Source organism: Micromonospora sp. BQ32 (genome assembly GCF_059358895.1).
In genome coordinates this window covers 80552-95794 of record NZ_JCADBI010000014.1, presented here as the reverse complement: position 1 = coordinate 95794, position 15243 = coordinate 80552, and the positions used below count along the sequence as shown (strand labels likewise).

Sequence of the window (15243 nt, the reverse complement as noted above, 5' to 3'; positions counted from 1 at the left end):
TCCTCCCCGTGGATCGTGCGACCGGGTGGTGCCCGGCGGCCGGGAGATCGTATCGTCGGTGCGCTCGACTCATGGGGGAGGAACGGCATGCCGCCGGATATCGAGGTCGACGTGCAGGCGGTCCGTCGACTGGAGACAGCCGCCAAGCAGGTCGCCAGCTCGCTCGCCGCGCTGGAGGGGCAGATCGTCTCGGCCGGCGACGTGCCGTCGGACGCCTTCGGTCATCTGCCGTTCGCCAGCGACCTGCTCCGCGACAAGTACGCCGAGCAGGTCACCGGCGGCAAGGAGTTGTTCGCCGCCGCGAACGCCGCGTTCGGCCGGGTGGCCACGGCGCTGGCCGACACGGTGGAGGCGTACGAGCACAACGAGCGGGACCTCGACGCCGGGTTCAAGGCCATCCAGTCGGGGCTGCTCGGATGAGTGGCCCGGCCGGCAGCGCCGTCGAGCTGTGGAACGGCCTCGACAACGCGCTCTCCGGTGTGCAGGACGCCGTCGACAGTGTCTGCCGCACCCTGGCCTGGCCGCTGATCCAGCTCGTCGACCTGGTCGACGGCGAGCCCGCCGTGCTGCGCGCGAAGGCCGCCGAGTGGGACGCGCTGGCCGCGCAGGTGCGCGACCTGGCGCAGGGGCACCGCGGCGCCCGGGAGTCCGCGCAGGCCGGCTGGCGTTCACCCTCCGGTGTGGCGTACGGCCAGCGGTTGGCCGAGGTGGAGCAGCAACTCCTCGGCGTCGCCGAGCAGTTCGCCGCGACCGCGGAGTACCTGCGCAGTGTCGCCGACGGCCTGCAGACCGTGCACGACGTGCTCGTGGACCTCTGCGTGGAGTTCGTGAACTTCCTCCTGGTGACCCTGGTGACGGCGTTGCTGATGGCGCCGGTCACCATGGGCGCGTCCTGGGCTGCCGGCGTGGGCCTGGCCGTCACCAGGGGCCTGATCGTGGTCACCCGGATGTTGAAGGTCATCCGCCCGCTCGCGGTGCACCTGCAGAAGGTCATCCGCCTGCTCCAGCGGGTTCTGCTGTACCTGCGCAAGCTGCGGACGCACCTGGACAAGCTGGTCGACATGCAGAAGGCGCTGCGCACCGGCAAGAAGTACGCCGACAAGCGCCGTGCCGACGGCTTGCTCGACAAGTGGCACCACAAGTTCCTCGACCCCTCCAAGGGCACCTACAAGCTGGGCAAGTCCGGCTCCCCGTTCGACATGGGCGCCCTTGAGCGGGCCGGCGCGCTGCGGGCGCACGGGGTCGCCGACGGCGCCCGGGTGATCGCCCGGGACTGGGCGACCAACCTGCCGTGGAACGTGCCGAACTCGGTCGTGCACGGGGTGACCTGGGGGACCGTCGCGTTGACCAGTGGGCTCTCCGTTCCCGGCAGCGAACAGGTCGGCGACCAGATCGACCAGGCGGTGCAGGGCGGCGCGGACTGGGTCGACCAGAATGTCTTCGGGCAGCCGCCGGTAGGCCAGCCGGCGGGCCGCTAGGGAGGCGACGGGTGATGTCAGGGGAGCGGGGTCGGCTCGGTCGGTTCACCGACGCGGTGCTCGGCGGCGCGCGGGCCGCCCGGGACAAGGCGCGCGAGCTGCGCGACGAACTCCGCACCAGCGACGAGCCGGAGCGCGCCCTGGTGGCGCCGCTGCTGGCCGGGCAGGACCTCCGCTATGTGGGGCTCGGGCCGGTGCGCATGTCGCAGACCCACCGGGCCGGTCGGCAGCTCGCCGACGAGGTCGGCGCCGAGCTGGCCGACGCGCTCGACCCGAAGGTGCTGTTCGGGCTGCTCAACATCGTCAACCCGGTGGTCTGGGTCGACGCCGTGCTGGCGCCGGTGCGGCTGGCCGCGGGTGTGCTGCTGCTGCCGGGCAAGGCCGGCGCCGTCGCCGCCGGGCTGCCGGAGCTGGCCGCGCCGGAGCCGGGCCTGCCCCACCAACCCGCCCAGCGGGAGCCGATCCCGCTCACCGAGGAGCAGGAGGCGTTCCGCGCGCTGTTCCGGCTGAGTCGGTACCGGCCGCTGGCCGAGCAGCTCGCCGAGATCGCCTACCGCCGCCGGTACGTCTTCAGCGGCGACCTCGCCACCCTCGCCGGCAGCCTGCTGCTCTTCCTGGAGCGCTACAGCGGCACCCCGCTGGCGGTGACCGACACCCACCTGCACCTGCTGCGGATGGGTCCCCGCCCGGACGCCGACCGGCCCGACCGGCGGCAACCGCGGGTGCTGTGGAGTGTGCGCCGCGACCGGGTGGCCCGGGTCGACTCCGAGCGTGGTGCGAGCGGGCTCGTGCAGCTCGCCTCCACCGTCGTCTTCGCCGACGGCTCGTGGATCCGGCTCACCCAGCCCGCGCTGCGCGACGACCAGTCGCGGTTCCTGGCCGCGATCCAGGACCTCCCCGGAAACCGCCCGACGCCGTGACCCGGCCGGCGGGTCAGCCGTGACCCGGCGGTCTGGTCAGCCGTGTGCCGGCCGGCGGGTCAGCCGTCGCGTTCGGGGTAGCCGACCGGCACCGCGGAGACGTCGTCCAGCGCGGTGGTGATCTCCTCGGGCAGGGTGATGCGTTCCACCTGGAGCGCGCCGAGCAGCTGACCCACCGTACGGGCGCCGAGGATCGGCGCGGTCACGCCGGGCCGGTCCCGGATCCACGCCAACGCCACCTCCAGCGGCGACACCCCCAGCCCACCGGCCGCGGTCGCCACCGCCTCCACGATGCTGGAGCAGCGCGGCTCCAGGTACGTGGCGACGAACCGTTCGAAGTGCGGCGACGCGGCCCGGGAGTCGGCCGGACGGCCGTGCCGGTACTTGCCGGTGAGCACCCCCCGGCCCAGCGGCGACCAGGGCAGCACGCCGAGGCCGAGCGCGTCACACGCGGGCAGCACCTCCCGCTCCACGCCCCGCTCCAGCAACGAATACTCCACCTGGGACGCGACCACGGGCGCCCGCCCCGGCCAGGCGGTCTGCCAGGCGGCGGCCCGCGCGGTCTGCCAGCCGGAGAAGTTCGACACCCCGACGTAGCGGACCTTGCCGCTGGCCACCGCGTGGTCCAGGGCGGCCAGGGTCTCCTCCAGCGGGGTGTCCGGGTCGTACCCGTGCACCTGGAACAGGTCGACATGGTCGGTGCCGAGCCGGCGCAACGACGCGTCCAACGTGCGCAGCAGGTGCCCCCGGGAGCCGTCCCGGCGTCGGCCGCTGCCGGGGCGCAACCCGGCCTTGGTGGCGATCAGCAGCTCCTCGCGGGGGACGAGGGAACCCAGCAACGAGCCGATCACCGACTCGGCGTCGCCGTCGCCGTACACGTCGGCGGTGTCGATCAGGTTGCCGCCCGCGTCGAGGTAACTCTTCAGCTGAGCGGCCGCGTCGTCGGCGTCGGTGTCCCGGCCCCAGGTCATGGTGCCGAGCGCGAGCCGGGAAACCGCCAGCCCGCTTCGGCCGAGCGGTCGCTGTTGCATGGGTGAACCTTATTTCGAACCTGCCGCCACGGATATCCTCGCTCCCGTATCTCTGCCGGTTCTGCCGGTTCCGCCGCCCCGGGCTGCCCCGATGGAGGGGGGATCAAAGGTGTCGAGCCGGTGATCGAGTCCGTTATCGGCATTGCGTAACCTGGGGCGACCTGTGCCACGGATGGGGGAGGACCAGTGCGACTCGGGCTCAGTCTCGGATACCAGACGGCGTGGAGCACACCGGCCGACCACTTGGCGCTGGCCCAGGAGGCGGACCGGCTGGGCTACTCGGTGGTGTGGGCGGCGGAGGCTTACGGCTCCGACTCGCCCAGCATGCTCGCCTGGATGGCTGGCCAGACCGAACGGATCGACGTCGGCGCCGCGGTGATGCAGATCCCGGCCCGTACGCCGGCGGCCACCGCCATGACCGCCGCGACGATCGACGCGCTCTCCGGCGGCCGGTTCCGGCTCGGTCTGGGTGTCTCCGGCCCGCAGGTGTCCGAGGGCTGGCACGGTGTGCGTTTCGCCAAGCCGCTCGCCCGGACCCGCGAGTTCGTCGACATCGTGAAGCTGGCCATCGCCCGCAAGGAGGTGGCGTACGACGGCGAGCACTACACGCTGCCGCTGCCGGACGGCCCGGGCAAGGCCCTGCGACTGGGCTTCCACCCACCCCGCGAGCACATACCGATCTACCTGGCCGCGGTAGGCCCGAAGAACCTGGAGCTGGCCGGCGAGATCGCCGACGGCTGGCTGGCCGTGTTCTACGCCCCGGAGTTCGCCGAGGAGCAGCTCGCCTCGGTGCGCGCCGGACGGGCCAAGGTCGGCAAGGAACTGGCCGGGTTCGACGTGGTGCCGTCGGTGCCCGTGGTGATCGGCGACGACGTGGCCTCCTGCGCCGAACTCGTCCGCTGGTACGCCGCGCTCTACGTGGGCGGCATGGGCAGCCGGCAGCAGAACTTCTACAACCAGCTCGCCACCCGGATGGGCTACGGCGACGCCGCCCGCGAGGTGCAGGACCTGTACCTGGCCAAGCGGCAGCGCGACGCCGCCGCCGCGGTACCCATGGAGTTCATCGACCGCACCTCGCTGCTCGGCCCGAAGGAGCGCATCGCCGAGCGGATGCGGGAGTACGCCGCCGCCGGCGTCACCACGCTGTCGGTCACCCTCTTCGTGGCCGACCGGGACAGCGGCGTGCAGACCCTGCGTACCGTCGCCGAGGCTCTCGACCTCTCGGGAGTCGGCGAGTGACCTGGGTCGAGGCCATCGTCCTGGGCATCGTCCAGGGACTGACCGAGTTCCTTCCGGTCAGCTCGTCGGGGCACCTGCGGATCACCTCGGCGATCTTCTTCGACCGGGACGCGGGCGCGTCGTTCACCGCGGTCACCCAGCTCGGCACCGAAGCGGCCGTGCTGATCTACTTCGCGAAGGACATCTGGCGGATCACCCGGACCTGGCTGGTGGGCATCCGGGACAAGTCGGTGCGTTCCAGCCTCGACTACCGGATGGGCTGGTACGTGATCGTCGGCTCGATCCCGATCGGGCTGTTCGGTTTCGTGTTCAAGGACCAGATCAAGACCGCCGGGCGCAACCTGTGGGTGGTGGCGACCACGCTGATCGTGTTCGCGTTCGTGCTGGCGTTCGCCGAGTACTGGGGGCGGCAGACCCGCACCCTGGAGAACTTCCGGATGAAGGACGGCATCGTGATGGGCTTCGCCCAGGCCATGGCGCTGGTCCCCGGGGTGTCCCGCTCCGGCGGCACGCTCACCGCCGGTCTGCTGCTCAACCTGACCCGGGAGGCGGCGGCACGGTACTCGTTCCTGCTGGCCATCCCCGCGGTGGTGATGTCCGGTGTGTTCAGCCTCGGGGACGTCTTCGAACCGTCCGCCCCGGGCACGTCCGTACCCACCGTGGCCCAGACGATCGTGGCCACCCTCATCGCCTTCGGCATCGGCTACGCGGCCATCGCCTGGTTGCTGCGCTACGTCGCCCACCACACCCTGTACGTCTTCGTGCTGTACCGGGTCGCGCTGGGCACCCTGGTCCTGGCCCTGCTGCTGACCGGCACGATCAGCGCCACCTGATCGACCCGTCGACGGCCCCCGGCCCCGCCTGCGAGCGGAGCTGGGGGCCGCAGTCGTCCCCGCCGCGTCACCCGCGACGGCGCCTGATGACCCCGCCTCCCGCGTCGGGCGTCCCGCGCCCCGCGCCTCCCGCGCCGGGGGTCCCCGCGCCCGCGATCCACTCGGCTTCCTTGAAATCGCGCCATCCGGGAGGGTCGGACGCCCCGACTTCCTGAAGACCGAGTTGATCATGCAGACCGCCCGCTGCGGGCGTCGGCTGAAGGCGGCCAAAGCGGGCCGAACCCCACCCGCGCGGCGTCGGCAGGGCGCGCGCGGCGTCGGCAGGGCGTTGGTGGCGACCACGCCAGGTGGTGCCTGCGGAGCCCGCGACGGCCCGGCGCGGGACCCAGGTCATAGGGTGGTCCCCGTGGCGACCCTTCTGCTTCTGCGACACGGCCGAACCACGGCGAACGCCGATGGCGGTCTGGCCGGCCGCCAACCGGTCGAGCTGGACGACACCGGGCGCGCCCAGGCCACCGCGGTCGGCGAGCGATTGCGGGCGGTGCCGCTGGCCGCCGTGGTGACCAGCCCGCTCATCCGCTGCCGGCAGACCCTGGAGTTGGCGCTTCCGCAGGCCACCCCGGTGGTCGAGGACGGGCTGATCGAGTGCGACTACGGCAGCTGGGAGGGGCAGCCGCTGAAGAAGCTCGCCAAGGAGCCGCTCTGGCCGGTCGTGCAGCAGCACCCCAGCGCGGTGGTCTTCCCGGGTGGGGAGGCGATGGCGGGGATGGCGGCGCGGGCCGTGGCGGCGGTGCGGTCCTGGGACGCCCGGGTGAGCGCCGAACACGGACCCGAGGCGGTCTGGTTGGCGTGTAGCCACGGCGACGTGATCAAGGCCATCGTGGCGGACGCGCTCGGCGTACACCTGGATGCTTTTCAGCGGATCGTGGCCGACCCGGCGTCGGTGACGGCGATCCGGTTCACGCCGCTGCGTCCGTTTCTGGTGCGACTCAACGACACCGGCGGTGACCTGGCGGCGCTGGTGCCACCGCCGGCCAAGCGGCGTCGGCGCGCGAACCGGGTGGCCGACTCGGACGCGGCGGTCGGCGGCGGGGCGGGTGCGTCGCGGTGAGGCGCGTCACGACATCGCCCCCGGCCGGGGCGTCAAAGCCCGCCGGAGAGGCCGCCACGCCCGGGTTTAGGCCCTGGTGCGCCGGGCGCGCCGCCGCTGCGGCGATTCGCGTCGGTGGGGTGCGCGGTGCCAGGGCGGGCCGGATAGGGTCGTGGGTATGACCCACCAGGTGCACGCCTTCGAACCGCCGGAGCGGTTCGTCGCCGGGACTGTCGGGCCGCCGGGGGAGCGCACGTTCTTCCTGCAGGCCCGCGGCGGCGGCAGGCTGGTCAGCGTCGCGCTGGAGAAGGTCCAGGTGTCCCTGCTCGCCGAGAAGCTGGAGGAGCTGCTGACCGAGGCGCAGCGCCGCTTCGGGGTGGACCTGCCCGAGCTGGCGCCGGTGATCGGCGACAACGAGCCGCTGGACACCCCCGTCGACGAGGAGTTCCGGGTCGGGACCCTCGGCCTGGCCTTCGACGTGGACACCGCGACCGTGGTGATCGAGGCGATCGCGGCGGGCGAGGTGGAGCCCGAGGTCGAGCTCGGCGACGAGGACGACGACGAGGACGACGACGAGGACGACGAGCCGGACGAGGACCTGGATCGGCTCCGGGTCCGGCTCACCCCGCAGGCGACCCGCCAGTTCATCGAGCGGGCCCGGCGAGTGGTCAACGCGGGCCGGCCACCGTGCCCGCTCTGCGGCCAACCGTTGGACCCCGCCGGGCACCTCTGCCCGCGGCACAACGGTTATCACCGGTGACCTCGTCCGGCCTCCAGCCTCGCCAGGACGGCGACGCCGCGCTGCGGCTGCTGCGTGACGGCGTCCTCGACCTGGAGGGTCGGCTGGTCGACGCGTCGAACACGACGCTGCGCGGCATCCTGACCCTGGACGGGGTGACCGCCCGCTGCGTCTACAAGCCGGTCCGTGGCGAGCGCCCACTCTGGGACTTCCCCGACGGCACCCTGGCCGGCCGGGAGGTCTCGGCGTACCTGGTCTCGCGGGCCACCGGGTGGGGTTTGGTGCCGCCCACCGTGCTGCGCGACGGCCCGTTCGGCCCCGGCTCCTGCCAGCTGTGGATCGACGAGCCGGAGGACGCCGAACCACTCGTCGGTTTCCTGCCCGCCGGGGAGTTGCCGCCGCGCTGGATCCCGATCGCCGCGGCCCGGGACGACGACGGCGCCGCGTACGAGCTGGCGCACGCCGACGACCCACGGCTGGCCCGGCTCGCGGTGCTCGACGCGGTGCTCAACAACGCCGACCGCAAGGGCGGTCACGTGCTCGTCGGGGCCGACGACCGGATCTACGGCGTGGACCACGGGGTGAGCTTCCACGTGGAGGACAAGCTCCGTACGGTGCTCTGGGGCTGGGCCGGCAAGCAGTTGCCCCCGGACGCGGTGGAGATGCTCGACGCGCTGGCCGGGCAGGTCGGCGGGGCGCTCGGCGCGGAGCTGGCCGACCACCTGACGATCAGCGAGGTGGCCGAGGTGGCCGCCCGGGTCGACCGGCTGCGCGAGAGCGGCCGTTTCCCCCAGCCTCCGGAGGACTGGCCGGCGATGCCCTGGCCGCCCATGTGACGCGCTTGTCATCTTGATCACCGGTGGGGCGCTCCGGCGTCGTCGCCGGGCTGGCTAGGCTGATCCCATGGAGTCTTGGGCGGGACACGAGGTGCCACGGCTGCCGGGCAGGGGCGAGCCACTGGCGTTGTACGACTCGGCGCGGCAGGGTGTCCACCCGAGTGCGCCGGCCGACGCGGGGAGCATGTACGTCTGCGGCATCACCCCGTACGACGCCACCCACCTCGGCCACGCCGCCACCATGATCACGTTCGACCTGGTGCAGCGGATGTGGCGCGACGCCGGCCGCCCGGTGCGCTACGTGCAGAACGTCACCGACATCGACGACCCGCTGCTGGAGCGGGCCGCCCGCGACGGCGAGGACTGGGTGGTCCTGGCGATGCGCGAGACGGCGCTGTTCCGGGAGGACATGGAGGCGCTGCGGATCATCCCGCCGGCGCACTACGTGGGCGCGGTCGAGTCGATCCCGGACATCGCCGACAAGGTCGAGGTGCTGCTCAAGGACGGCGCCGCGTACCGGCTCGACGACGGCACCGGCGACGTCTACTTCGACATCTCCGCCACGCCCCGTTTCGGCTACGAGTCGAACCTGACCCGGGAGCAGATGCTGGAGATCTTCCCCGAGCGCGGCGGCGACCCCGACCGGGCCGGCAAGCGGGATCCGCTGGACCCGCTGCTGTGGCGCGGCGTCCGCGAGGGCGAGCCGTCCTGGCCGGGCGGTGAGCTGGGCCCGGGTCGCCCTGGCTGGCACATCGAGTGCGCGGTGATCGCGCTCAACCTGCTCGGCGACCGGATCGACGTGCAGGGCGGCGGTAACGACCTGCTCTTCCCGCACCACGAGGCGTCCGCCGCGCACGCCGAGCGGCTCACCGGCCAGGCGCCGTTCGCCGAGCACTACGTGCACGCCGGGATGATCGGCCTGGACGGCGAGAAGATGTCCAAGTCCCGCGGCAACCTGGTCTTCGTGTCCCGGCTGCGCGCCGACAAGGTCGACCCGATGGCGATCCGGCTGGCGTTGATCTCCGGGCACTACCGCAGCGACCGTACCTGGACCGACGACCTGCTCACCGCCGCGCACGAGCGCCTGGACCGTTGGCGGCGGGCCGCCGCCGCGCCCGCCGGGCCGTCCGGGGCCGAGCTGCTGGCCGAGGTACGCGCACGGCTGGCCGACGACCTGGACACCCCCGGAGCCCTGGCCGCGGCCGACCGCTGGGCCGAGGCGACTCTCGCCGGCGCCCCGGACGACGCCGAAGCGCCCGCCCTCTTCGCGAAGACGGTGGACGCCCTCCTGGGCATCCGTCTCTAGCAGCCCGCGCACGCGTTGATCGACTCGGTTTTCAGGAAGTCGCGGTGTCCGGGGCGGTGCGATGCCCCGACTTCCAGGAAACCGAGTCGACCTTGGCAAGACGCCACCCCCGTCAACCTCATGATCGACGTCGGTGGGCCCAGGGCGGGCGGGGCCGCGACCCGCGAAGCGTCCGCTAGCCCAGGACCAGGCCCGGGTCGGGCTCCGGGTCGGGGGTCGGGCCGGGGATCTTGTACTCCTCGGTGAGGGTGGTCATGGGGCCGGGCCAGGTCGCCTGGGACACCTCGATCGGCTTGCGGTGCGCGTCGTACGCGACGTGCAGCAGGTGCAGCACCGGGGTGTCGGGTCGGATCTGGAGAGTCTCGGCCTCCTCGCGGCTCGGCTGGCGGGCGCTGATCGTGTCGGTGGCCGAGACGTACCGCCGTCCGGTGGCTTCCTCGGCCTCCTGGTAGAGCGGCCGGCCGAACGCCTCGGTGCGCTCCAGGGAGGTGCCGGCGGTGTCGCGGGGCAGGAACCAGGACGCGCCCACCTCGACGGGGGAGTCGTCGGTGCGGACGAGGTGCCGGCGGCAGAGCAGGCTGGTGCCGTCCGACACACCGAAGGCGTCGGCCACCTCGGCCGGGGCGGGGGCGTGCCCGACGGAGACGAGTTGTTGACGGTATCGGGCGGCCAGGTCGGCGTGGTAGCCGCGGAAGCCGCCGTACCGGCCTCGGGAGAGGCGGTTGAGGCGGCGGCGGGTGCCCCGGACGTACGTACCGGAGCCGGGTTTGGTGATCAGGATTCCCTCGACCCGCAGCTGGTCGACGGCGCGTTGCACGGTCTGCTTGGCGACGCCGAACATCTCGGCGATGGCCGGGATGGACGGCAGCCGCTCACCCGGCCCCCAGTCGCCGCGGCGGACCTGGGCCTTGAGCTGCGCGGCGATCTGTCGGTGCGGGAACTCGGCGGCCCCGGGGTTGATCTGCACACCCGCCTCCTTGATCACATCTAGGTTCCTAGGATGCCCTAGCGGGTGTGACCGCGCTACCCCGGACACGCGAAAACGGGCCCCCGAACCACAAAAGGTCCGAAGGCCCGCAGCGAAGAGCCAGCGAGACAGCGCTACCAGGAGCCGGCGGTGGGGCCGGCCGAACCGCCCCGGCGGCGCAGGTACTTCTCGAACTCCTGGGCGATCTCGTCACCGGTCAACGGGGTGATCCCCTCGTCGCCGACCCGTTCTTCCAGCTCGCGGACGTACTCGCCCAATTCCGCGTCCTGCTCGGCGGCGCTGCGCACCCGCTGCTCCCACTCGGCGGACTCCTCGGCCAGGTCGGCCATCGGCACCGGCAGGTCGACGACCTCCTCGACCCGGTGCAGCAGGGCGAGGGTGGCCTTCGGGCAGGGCGGGTTGTTGGCGTAGTGCGGCACGTGCACCCAGAACGAGACGGCGTCCACCTCGGCGCGGGTGCAGGCGTCGTGCAGCACGCCGACGATGCCGGTCGGCCCGTCGTACCGGGTCGGGGTGAGTTGGTAGCGCTCGGCGGCCTGCGCGTCGGAGGCGCTGCCGCTGATCGGCAGGGGCCGGGTGTACGGCACGTCGGCCAGCAACGCGCCGAGCAGCACCACCCGTTCCACCTCCAGGCTGTGGCAGATCTCCAGCACCTGCTCGCAGAACGTCCGCCAGCGCATGCTCGGCTCGATGCCGCGGATCAGCACCACGTCACGGTCGGTGCCCTCCGGGCTGGCCACCATGAACCGGGTCGTCGGCCACTCCACCCGCCGGGTCTCCCCGTCGGCCATGGTGATGGTGGGCCGGCTGACCTGGAAGTCGTAGAAGTCCTCCGGATCCAGCTCGGCGATCTGCCGGGCGTTCCAGACCTGCTCCAGGTGCTCGACCGCGGCGGTGGACGCGTCGGCGGCGTCATTCCAACCCTCGAACGCGGCGATCGCCACCGGGGACCGCAGCACCGGCAGTCCGTCGAACTCGGTCACGCCGTCACCTCACCCTGCTCGTCGCGGCTGGCGCCGGGACCGCGCCCGGTCGTCATACCGTGTGGCACGGTGGCGTCCCTGTTGTCCTTCACGTCCGTCAGCCTACGTGCAGGGAAAGGGTGCGGCCCGTCGGCCGCGCCGGTCGGCCGCTCCGGCAGCAGGTCATACCCGAACGAACCAGACAGGGTGATCCCCGTGACACAATAGGGGATCGCTCGAGGATGGTCGTGGAGTCCGGCCGAATCGCACTAACCTGAACGGGTGCGGACTTCATTGATGGATGTGCTGGCTGATCGCATTCTCATCGCCGACGGCGCGATGGGCACGATGCTTCAGGCCGCGGACCTCACGCTCGACGACTTCGACGGGCTGGAGGGGTGTAACGAGATCCTCAACGTCACCCGCCCTGACGTGGTGCGCGGGGTGCACGACGCCTACCTGGCCGTCGGTGCCGACTGCGTGGAGACCAACACCTTCGGCGCCAACCTCGCCAACCTCGCCGAGTACGACATCCCGCACCGCATCCGCGAGTTGTCCGAGGCGGGCGCCCGGATCGCCCGGGAGGCCGCCGACGCGGCCAGCACCCCGCAGCGGCCCCGGTTCGTGCTCGGCTCGATCGGCCCGGGCACGAAGCTGCCCACCCTCGGGCACGCCGACTACTCGACCCTGCGCGACGCCTACCAGGAGAACGCCGCCGGTCTGATCGTCGGTGGCGCGGACGCGCTGATCATCGAGACCTGCCAGGACCTGCTCCAGGTCAAGGCGGCCGTGGTCGGGTCGAAGCGGGCGATGGCCGAGCTGGGCCTACCGGTGCCGATCATCTGTCACGTGGCCGTGGAGACCACCGGCACCATGCTGGTCGGCAGCGAGATCGGTGCGGCCCTCGCCGCGATCGAGCCGCTCGGCGTGGACCTGATCGGACTCAACTGCTCCACCGGCCCGGCCGAGATGAGCGAGCATCTGCGCTACCTGTCGCAGCACTCGCGCATCCCGCTGTCGGTGATGCCGAACGCCGGCCTGCCGGTGCTGACCGCCGACGGGGCGTACTTCCCGCTGACTCCCGTGGAGCTGGCCGAGGCTCTGGAGCGGTTCATCACCGAGTACGGCGTGGGGCTGGTCGGCGGCTGTTGCGGCACCACCCCGGAGCACATCCGGGTGCTGGCCGAGCGGTTGCACGGCGTCACCGCCCCGGCCCGCGAGCCCCGGCACGAGGCGGGCGTCTCCTCGGTGTACCACCCGGTGCCGTTCGCGCAGGACGCGTCGGTGCTGATGGTGGGGGAGCGGACCAACGCCAACGGCTCGAAGGCGTTCCGGGAGGCGATGCTCGCCGGCGACTGGCGGGCCTGTGTGGAGATCGCCCGCAGCCAGGCGCGCGACGGCTCGCACCTGCTCGACCTGTGCGTGGACTACGTCGGTCGGGACGGCACGCAGGACATGCGGGAGCTGGCCGGCCGGTTCGCCACCGCGTCCACCCTGCCGATCATGCTGGACTCCACCGAGCCGAACGTGGTGGAGGCCGGGTTGGAGATGCTCGGCGGCCGGTGCGTGGTCAACTCGGTGAACTTCGAGGACGGCGACGGCCCCGACTCCCGGTACGCCCGGGTGATGCCGATCGTCCGCGAGCACGGCGCGGCGGTGGTGGCGCTGCTCATCGACGAGGAGGGGCAGGCCCGTACCCAGGAGTGGAAGGTCCGGGTCGCGGCGCGGTTGATCGACGACCTGACCGGCCGGTGGGGCATGGACCGTGCCGACATCCTGATCGACGCGCTGACCTTCCCGATCGCCACCGGGCAGGAGGAGACCCGCCGCGACGGCCTTGAGACGATCGAGGCGATCCGGGAGATCTCCCGCCGCTACCCGGGCGTCAACTTCACGCTGGGCATCTCGAACATCTCCTTCGGGCTCAACCCGGCGGCCCGGCAGGTGCTCAACTCGGTGTTCCTGCACGAGTGCGTGCAGGCCGGCCTGACCTCGGCGATCGTGCACGCCAGCAAGATCCTGCCGATGTCGAAGATCCCCGACGAGCAGCGCGAGGTCGCCCTGGACCTGGTGTACGACCGGCGCCGCGAGGGTTACGACCCGGTGCAGCGTTTCCTGGAGCTCTTCGAGGGCGTCGACGTGACCAGCGCCCGGGCCAGCCGTGCCCAGGAGTTGGCGGCGCTGCCGCTGGACGAGCGGCTCAAGCGGCGAATCATCGACGGTGAGCGCAACGGCCTGGAGGCCGACCTGGACGAGGCGATGGCCGGCGGCCGGTCCCCGTTGTCGATCATCAACGACATCCTGCTGGACGGCATGAAGGTGGTCGGTGAGCTGTTCGGCTCCGGCCAGATGCAGTTGCCGTTCGTGCTCCAGTCCGCCGAGGTGATGAAGACCGCGGTGGCCTACCTGGAACCGCACATGGAGACCGCGGAGGACGGCGGCAAGGGCCGCATCGTGCTTGCCACCGTGCGCGGCGACGTGCACGACATCGGCAAGAACCTGGTCGACATCATCCTGTCCAACAACGGCTACGAGGTGGTGAACATCGGCATCAAGCAGCCGATCAGCGCCATCCTCGACGCCGCCGAGCAGCACCGCGCCGACGCTATCGGCATGTCCGGGCTGCTGGTGAAGAGCACGGTCATCATGAAGGAGAACCTGGCCGAGATGGCCACCCGCGGGGTCGCGGAGCGTTGGCCCGTCCTGCTGGGTGGGGCGGCGTTGACCCGCGCGTACGTCGAGGACGACCTGCGGTCGACGTTCCCCGGGCAGGTGCACTACGCGCGGGATGCGTTCGAGGGACTGTCCCTGATGGACAGGGTGATGACCGCCAAGCGGGGCGGCGCCCCGGTGATCGACCCGGAGCGGGAGGCGGCTCTCGCGGCCCGGCGGGCGCGCCGGGAACGGCAGCGCTCGATGGTCACCACGTCGCTGCCGGAGCTGCACGACTCCTCGGTCCGCTCCGACGTGGCCGCGGACGTGGCGGTGCCCACCCCGCCGTTCTTCGGCACCCGGGTCGTCAAGGGCGTGCCGATGGCCGACTACGCGGCGCTGCTCGACGAGCGGGCCACCTTCTCCGGGCAGTGGGGGCTGCGCGGTGCCCGGGGCGGCAGCGGACCCTCCTACGAGGAGCTGGTCGAGACCGAGGGCCGGCCGCGCCTGCGGTACTGGCTGGACCGGCTGATCGCCGACCAGGTCCTTGAGGCAGCCGTGGTGTACGGGTACTTCCCCGCGTACTCCGAAGGCAACGACCTGGTGGTGCTCGACGAGAACGGGCACGCGGAGCGCGCCCGGTTCTCCTTCCCCCGGCAGCGGCAGGAGCGGCGGCTCTGCCTGGCGGACTTCTTCAGGCCCCAGGGCGACCAGCTCGATGTGGTCGCGTTGCAACTGGTCACCGTCGGCCAGCCGGTCAGCGAGTACGCGGCGAAGCTGTTCGCCCGCAACGAGTACCGCGACTACCTGGAGGTGCACGGGCTCTCCGTGCAGCTCACCGAGGCGCTCGCCGAATACTGGCACCAGCGCATCCGTGCCGAGATGACCCTGCCCGACGGTCGCCCGCTGGGGCACGACGACCCGGCGGACCTGGCTGGCATCCTGCACAACGACTACCGGGGCTGCCGGTACGCGTTCGGCTACCCGGCCTGCCCCGACCTGGAGGACCGGGCGAAGATCATGGATCTGCTCGGCGCGGACCGGATCGGAGTCGAGCTGTCCGAGGAGTTCCAGCTCATGCCGGAACAGGCCACCGACGCGATCGTGGTCCACCACCCGGAGGCCAACTACTTCAACGCCAAGTAACGGGTGCAGGTGCCCTGACCTGC

At 72.1% G+C, this 15243-nt stretch carries 13 protein-coding genes; 10 read left to right on the top strand and 3 right to left on the bottom strand.

Annotated features, from left to right (window positions below):
* The first annotated feature begins 87 nt into the window (after nucleotides 1–87).
* From AC5L30_RS24280 to AC5L30_RS24270, 3 genes are read left to right on the top strand one after another with little or no spacing between them, the layout of a single operon-like run.
* On the top strand, nucleotides 88–420 hold the full coding sequence (locus AC5L30_RS24280) for a hypothetical protein (protein ID WP_494869930.1): 333 nt from the start codon (nucleotides 88–90) through the stop codon (nucleotides 418–420).
* Nucleotides 417–1478, top strand: a complete 1062-nt coding sequence (locus tag AC5L30_RS24275; RefSeq protein WP_494869929.1) for a WXG100 family type VII secretion target — start codon at nucleotides 417–419, stop codon at nucleotides 1476–1478. The genes AC5L30_RS24280 and AC5L30_RS24275 overlap by 4 nt, the downstream gene beginning before the upstream one ends.
* Nucleotides 1479–1489: 11 nt before the next feature.
* Nucleotides 1490–2398, top strand: coding sequence for a hypothetical protein (locus AC5L30_RS24270; RefSeq protein ID WP_494869928.1), 909 nt, complete (start codon nucleotides 1490–1492; stop codon nucleotides 2396–2398).
* Nucleotides 2399–2457: 59 nt separating this feature from the next.
* Here AC5L30_RS24270 and AC5L30_RS24265 read toward each other — a convergent pair whose 3' ends face one another.
* Nucleotides 2458–3429 carry an aldo/keto reductase gene (locus tag AC5L30_RS24265; RefSeq protein ID WP_124770871.1) on the bottom strand — a complete coding sequence of 324 codons (972 nt, stop codon included), beginning with the start codon at nucleotides 3427–3429 and terminating at the stop codon, nucleotides 2458–2460.
* 186 nt (nucleotides 3430–3615) lie between these two features.
* Here AC5L30_RS24265 and AC5L30_RS24260 point away from each other — a divergent pair, with 186 nt between their 5' ends.
* The 6 genes from AC5L30_RS24260 (at nucleotide 3616) to mshC (ending at nucleotide 9472) form a co-directional block, all read left to right on the top strand.
* Nucleotides 3616–4668: an LLM class F420-dependent oxidoreductase gene (locus AC5L30_RS24260; RefSeq protein ID WP_030332780.1), complete on the top strand. Its 1053-nt coding sequence runs from the start codon at nucleotides 3616–3618 to the stop codon at nucleotides 4666–4668.
* Complete coding sequence (locus AC5L30_RS24255; protein ID WP_112676596.1) at nucleotides 4665–5501, top strand: undecaprenyl-diphosphate phosphatase; 837 nt, start codon at nucleotides 4665–4667, stop codon at nucleotides 5499–5501. Before AC5L30_RS24260 ends, AC5L30_RS24255 begins: the two co-directional genes overlap by 4 nt.
* Before the next feature lie 397 nt (nucleotides 5502–5898).
* Nucleotides 5899–6612 carry an MSMEG_4193 family putative phosphomutase gene (locus AC5L30_RS24250; RefSeq protein WP_494869927.1) on the top strand — a complete coding sequence of 238 codons (714 nt, stop codon included), beginning with the start codon at nucleotides 5899–5901 and terminating at the stop codon, nucleotides 6610–6612.
* Between the two features lie 157 nt (nucleotides 6613–6769).
* The gene (locus tag AC5L30_RS24245; RefSeq protein ID WP_238685851.1) at nucleotides 6770–7351 is read left to right on the top strand and encodes a DUF3090 domain-containing protein; all 582 of its coding nucleotides are present in this window, start codon (nucleotides 6770–6772) and stop codon (nucleotides 7349–7351) included.
* Nucleotides 7348–8166, top strand: coding sequence for an SCO1664 family protein (locus AC5L30_RS24240; RefSeq protein ID WP_494869926.1), 819 nt, complete (start codon nucleotides 7348–7350; stop codon nucleotides 8164–8166). The genes AC5L30_RS24245 and AC5L30_RS24240 overlap by 4 nt, the downstream gene beginning before the upstream one ends.
* A 67-nt stretch (nucleotides 8167–8233) precedes the next feature.
* Nucleotides 8234–9472, top strand: a complete 1239-nt coding sequence (mshC, locus tag AC5L30_RS24235; protein ID WP_494869925.1) for a cysteine--1-D-myo-inosityl 2-amino-2-deoxy-alpha-D-glucopyranoside ligase — start codon at nucleotides 8234–8236, stop codon at nucleotides 9470–9472.
* A gap of 175 nt (nucleotides 9473–9647) precedes the next feature.
* On the opposite strand, the gene AC5L30_RS24230 is transcribed toward mshC, so the two are convergent.
* Both AC5L30_RS24230 and AC5L30_RS24225 read right to left on the bottom strand, forming a co-directional pair.
* Complete coding sequence (locus tag AC5L30_RS24230; RefSeq protein WP_494869924.1) at nucleotides 9648–10439, bottom strand: GntR family transcriptional regulator; 792 nt, start codon at nucleotides 10437–10439, stop codon at nucleotides 9648–9650.
* 134 nt (nucleotides 10440–10573) lie between these two features.
* Nucleotides 10574–11443, bottom strand: coding sequence for a PAC2 family protein (locus AC5L30_RS24225; protein WP_030332815.1), 870 nt, complete (start codon nucleotides 11441–11443; stop codon nucleotides 10574–10576).
* Between the two features lie 276 nt (nucleotides 11444–11719).
* Between AC5L30_RS24225 and metH the strand changes: the two genes are divergently transcribed.
* Nucleotides 11720–15220, top strand: coding sequence for a methionine synthase (metH, locus tag AC5L30_RS24220; RefSeq protein WP_494870035.1), 3501 nt, complete (start codon nucleotides 11720–11722; stop codon nucleotides 15218–15220).
* Nucleotides 15221–15243 lie beyond the last annotated feature (23 nt).

What these genes read in the sequence shown, in the direction of transcription:
- AC5L30_RS24275 (WP_494869929.1), top strand. Translation starts at nt 417, where the DNA reads ATGAGTGGCCCGGCCGGCAGCGCCGTCGAGCTGTGGAACGGCCTCGAC.
- AC5L30_RS24265 (WP_124770871.1), bottom strand. Translation starts at nt 3,429, where the DNA reads ATGCAACAGCGACCGCTCGGCCGAAGCGGGCTGGCGGTTTCCCGGCTC.
- AC5L30_RS24280 (WP_494869930.1), top strand. Translation starts at nt 88, where the DNA reads ATGCCGCCGGATATCGAGGTCGACGTGCAGGCGGTCCGTCGACTGGAG.
- metH (WP_494870035.1), top strand. Translation starts at nt 11,720, where the DNA reads ATGGATGTGCTGGCTGATCGCATTCTCATCGCCGACGGCGCGATGGGC.
- mshC (WP_494869925.1), top strand. Translation starts at nt 8,234, where the DNA reads ATGGAGTCTTGGGCGGGACACGAGGTGCCACGGCTGCCGGGCAGGGGC.
- AC5L30_RS24245 (WP_238685851.1), top strand. Translation starts at nt 6,770, where the DNA reads ATGACCCACCAGGTGCACGCCTTCGAACCGCCGGAGCGGTTCGTCGCC.